This window comes from Spirulina sp. CCY15215 (assembly GCF_016888125.1).
GTDB lineage: Bacteria > Cyanobacteriota > Cyanobacteriia > Cyanobacteriales > Spirulinaceae > CCY15215.
Window position 1 is genome coordinate 1 of the sequence record NZ_JACSWA010000319.1, and the last position, 4,675, is coordinate 4,675.

Annotated in this window: 2 protein-coding genes and 1 pseudogene; 2 read left to right on the forward strand and 1 reads right to left on the reverse strand. The window is 43.1% G+C overall.

Features of this window, described 5'->3' with window-relative positions; genetic code table 11:
- Positions 1–149 precede the first annotated feature (149 nt).
- A pseudogene (locus JUI58_RS27620) lies at positions 150–443 on the reverse strand (Uma2 family endonuclease); the annotation flags it as partial.
- 143 nt (positions 444–586) lie between these two features.
- Between JUI58_RS27620 and JUI58_RS05600 the strand changes: the two are divergent.
- Together JUI58_RS05600 and JUI58_RS05605 are read left to right on the forward strand one after the other, a co-directional pair.
- Positions 587–3,367, forward strand: coding sequence for a CHAT domain-containing protein (locus JUI58_RS05600; RefSeq protein WP_204102767.1), 2,781 nt, complete (start codon positions 587–589; stop codon positions 3,365–3,367).
- 217 nt (positions 3,368–3,584) lie between these two features.
- Complete coding sequence (locus JUI58_RS05605; RefSeq protein ID WP_204102768.1) at positions 3,585–4,466, forward strand: aldose epimerase; 882 nt, start codon at positions 3,585–3,587, stop codon at positions 4,464–4,466.
- The last annotated feature ends 209 nt before the right edge of the window (positions 4,467–4,675 follow it).

Here is a 4,675-nt window from a genome sequence, read left to right on the forward strand (position 1 = left end):
CGACTCCATCCCGAACTCGGTTGTGAAATGTTGCAGCGGCCACGATACTTGGAGGGTTGCCTCCTGGCACAATAGCTCGATGCCAAGTTTATTTTTAAAAAATAATCTCCTGCTGTAAAGCAGGAGATTATTTTTGTTTTTTCTTTATGTCCGAAGAAGGGAATGCGGATCGCTTTTTCATACACCCAGAATTTACCTTGATAAGGGGTTCGATCTCTTTCTTCTGAACCATTCCCCGAAACAAATTCGATCGCGATTAAGGGCGCAACTAACTCTTGCCATAAGACATAAGAACTGCGTATTTTCCCGTCTAAAGTCGGGGATACATCGGGGACATAAAACCAGTCTGGTGCTTCTGCTCCTTTTTGGGGTGGCTCGGTGATACGCCAGTAAATGCCGCTATCTTGACCGATACAAAATTGGCGATCGCGATGAATTTCTTTGAAATTATTATAGCGTTGATCTAGGAAAATATCAAATAAGAAAACATCCTGAATTGTTCAAGAATCGAAAATAGAGTAGACATTGCTTGCTCATAATCTTTGAGCCATAATAAAAAGATACTGCTTGAAAAAGAGAAGGAAAGATGCTCATTAAACCTCGTTATCTCAGACAATTTTCTCAAGCGATCGCGATCGCATTTTTATTTGTTTTAGGAGGAAATTACCCTAGCCTGGCACAAAGTACACCTCAACGCTTTTCTCAGTGGTGTTCTCGTCTCGATAGTTTCCCCGCAGAGACTCAAAATACTATTAAAATACTCCTTGAACAAGCAGAAACAAGGGATTGCGATCGCGCTGAAGAAATTCTGAGTTCAATGTTACAACTCTCCTTAAGTGGTCAAGAAATTAGCGATTTGCGTCCCCTTGCTTCTTTCACTAATCTCAAGGCTTTATCTTTAAATCACAATCAAATTGTAGATGTTTCTCCTCTTGCTAATTTAACCAATGTCACCTTTCTGATTCTGGGATTTAATCAGATTGAAGATGTTTCTCCTCTTGCTAATTTAAGTAATTTAACTTATCTCGATCTAACTAAAAATAAAATTACCAATATTCAATCCCTAGCAACTTTAAATCAACTCAGTTCTTTATCTGCACTTGATAATCCCATTGCTCAGAAAATATGCCCCATTCAACCCACTACAGTTTGTGCTTTTAGCGATGATAGTGGTGATGTTTTGGCGAGTGCAGAAGACCTCTACGAACAAGGTAAATTTAAAGATGCGATCGCCGAATTTGAGAAAGCCCTTGATACTTATCAACAAGCCAGCGATCGCGTGCGAGAAGGTCATGTACTCAACCGTTTGGGAGATAGTTATCGCAATTTGGCAAAATATCCTCAAGCCCTAGAATTTTACGACAAAGCTCTAGAAAAACGGCAAGAATCAACGGATTTGCTGCGGTTTAGTACCACTTTAATTAGTCTGGCGGATATTTACGAACGTCTCGGACAATACGATCAAGCCAAGGAATATATAGAACAAGCAATTGTCAAACTTTCTCGGCAGAAAAATGATAGCAATTTGATTGCCGAAGGTGGGATCTATGCTTTGCCGACTCAAGAAGCAAAATTGCTGGAAAATTTAGCTAGAATTGAGAACAAATTAGGACAAAGCGATCGCGCCTATTTTACTGCCCAACGCTCCCTCGAAATCTATGATAAAATGATTTCTCTCCTCGAAATATCTGAAGCAGAAGATTATACCGAAATCATTCAAGGAAAACAGAAAATTCTCGATCTCATTGGTAGAATATCCATCGATCGCGGACAACCGAGAAAAGGACTGGAATCATTAGAAAAAGCTCTTGCTTTTAGCCGAGAAATTGGCGATCGCGCTGGAGAAGCTAAAACCCTCAATAATATCGGAGAAGCCTATCGCGCTCTAGGAAACCCCAAAAATGCACTAAAATTCTATCAACAAGCTGTCACGGGCTTTATAGAGGTGGGAGATCGCGCCGGAGAAGGGACAACCTTAAGCAATATGGGGGCAACTTTAATAGAATTGGAACGATACGACGAAGCCAGTACCCATCTCCTCAATGGGATTAAAATCTGGGAAAATCTGCGACCTGGACTCAGTGACGAAAATAAAGTATCTCTGTTTGAAGTACAGGCACAAACCTATCAATATTTGCAAAATGCCTTGGTTAAGCGCGATCGCATCGAAGAATCCCTCGAAATTGCCGAACGAGGACGCGCCAGGGCATTTGTCGAATTATTAGCTTCCCGTACTCAAGGAGAAATTAGTGCAGTAGACTCCCCCAATATCGCAGAAATTCGGGCGATCGCCAAGGAACAAAATGCCACCATTGTGCAGTATTCTCTCATTGGCGAAGAGGTTTATATTTGGGTGATTCAACCTAATGGAATCATCGATCTGCGAATTGCTAAACCCGAACCCCCAAAAGAGGAAAAAAACGAGAAAGTTGTCTTTAGTCGCTTAGTTGCCAATACTCGCAATTCACTATTTTCTAGAAGACCCCGCGAGACACAACTCGAATTGCGAAAATTTCATAAACTGTTAATTGAACCCATCGCCAGCTTACTCCCCAAAGACCCCGAACAGCGAGTTATTTTGATTCCCCAAGGGTCTTTATTTTTGATTCCCTTTGCAGCATTGCAAGATGAGACTCAACAATATTTAATCGAACAACATACCCTATTAGTAGCCCCTTCAATTCAAGTTCTCGATCTAACGCGCCAGCGTAAAGAAAGCCTTCACGAACGCACTGGTGATACTCTGATTGTGGGTAATCCCACCATGCCCAGTATTTCCGACAGCTTAGGCGATCCCCCTCAACCCTTACCCGCCCTAGCAGGTGCAGAAATAGAAGCCAAAGAAATTGCCAATCTTTTATCCGCAGAAGCCCTGATCGGAGATACAGCCAGCGAAAACGCGATCGCCCAAGCCATGCCCGATGCTAAAATTATTCACCTTGCTACCCACGGACTCCTCGATGAACTAGACTATTTAGGCTTAGGAACACCTGGCGCGATCGCCCTCACCCCGAACTCTAGCCCTCAAACCGACGGTTTATTAACATCCAGTGAAATTTTTGATCTTGATTTAAGCGCAGAATTAGTCGTGTTGAGTGCCTGTAATACTGGACGGGGAAAGATTACCGGGGATGGAGTCATCGGCTTATCTCGTTCCTTTATCGCAGCAGGAGTGCCTAGCGTCGTCGTCTCCCTCTGGGCGGTTCCCGATGCCCCCACAGCCGACTTAATGACCGAATTTTACCGCCAACTGCAACAAAACCCCGATAAAGCCAAAGCCTTACGAGAAGCCATGCTAAAGGCGATCGAGCAATACCAAAATCCCCGAGATTGGGCTGCATTTGTTTTAATTGGAGAAAGATCATGAATAGCGATAAATCCCCGCTATCAACTATCAACTATCAACTATCAACTAAAAAAGTACCCAGCAAGAGCCGGGTACTGTTCGGGGTAATTCAGAGTTCACTTGAGTCCTTAATTTGTAGTCTAGGGGAATTAACATGAAGAATCCATAAAGACAACCGCAAAAAACATCAAGATTTGGTTAAATCCGCAAAAAATTTCGAGATTGGAGGGGAAACGCAATGAATGAGGCTTACACGATCGCCTTAAAGCAAAATCAATATCCGACTTATATTCTGTCCGATCGCGAAGCGGGATCCCGTTTGGAAGTGGTACCGGAAAGAGGTGGAATTATTACAGGATGGCGCATTCAAGGACAAGATATTCTCTATTTTGATGCAGAACGCTTTGCTAATCCAGAATTAAGCATTCGCGGCGGTATTCCCATTCTTTTCCCCATTTGCGGGAATCTGCCGGAAAATCTTTATGTTCATCAAGGACAATCTTATAAACTCAAACAACACGGTTTTGCCAGGGATATGCCTTGGGAGTTTCGAGAATCTTCTACAGATGAACTGGCCAGTATTACCCTTGTCCTCAACAGCGACGAAAATACCCTTAAATTTTATCCTTTTGAGTTTGAACTCAAGTTTACCTATCAAATTCAAGGGCATCGCTTGCTACTCAAACAACACTACAGCAACCAGTCCAGCGAAACGATGCCCTTTGCCACCGGATTTCATCCCTATTTTCAAATCTTAGAGCAAAATAAATCTCAGTTAGAATTTGAGATTCCGGCCAAGCGATCGCAAGATCAAAATACGAAGGAAACTCAACCCTTTAAGAATCATTTTGATTTTGATCGCGATGAAATTGATGTTGCCCTATTTCCCCTGAAGCGCAACTCGGCATCCATGACCAACCCCGTCCAAAAATTCAAAATTACCCTCACCTACTCCGATATTTTCACAACCCTTGTATTTTGGACTGTAAAAGATAAAGACTATTGTTGCCTCGAACCCTGGAGTTCCCCCCGTAATGCCCTCAATAGCAAGGAAAATTTAGTTTATCTCGAACCAGGTGAAAGTTGCGAAGCTACGGTAGAATTGAGCGTTAGCTATTAATCAGGCAACAGTGGGACTTACGCATTAGCGGGCAAACTTACGCATTACCATAATGCGAGAATACAGTAGTGGGAGCGTCTCGCTCCCTAGCTGCCTAAGTTCGCTCCCTAGTTGCCTAAGTTCGCTCCCTAGTTGCCTAAGTTCGCTCCCTAGCTGCCTAAGTTCGCTCCCTAGCTGCCTAAGTTCGCTCCCTAGCTGCCTAAGTTCGC

Coding starts and splice junctions, on each gene's coding strand:
- JUI58_RS05605 (WP_204102768.1), top strand. CDS start 3,585: ATGAATGAGGCTTACACGATCGCCTTAAAGCAAAATCAATATCCGACT.
- JUI58_RS05600 (WP_204102767.1), top strand. CDS start 587: ATGCTCATTAAACCTCGTTATCTCAGACAATTTTCTCAAGCGATCGCG.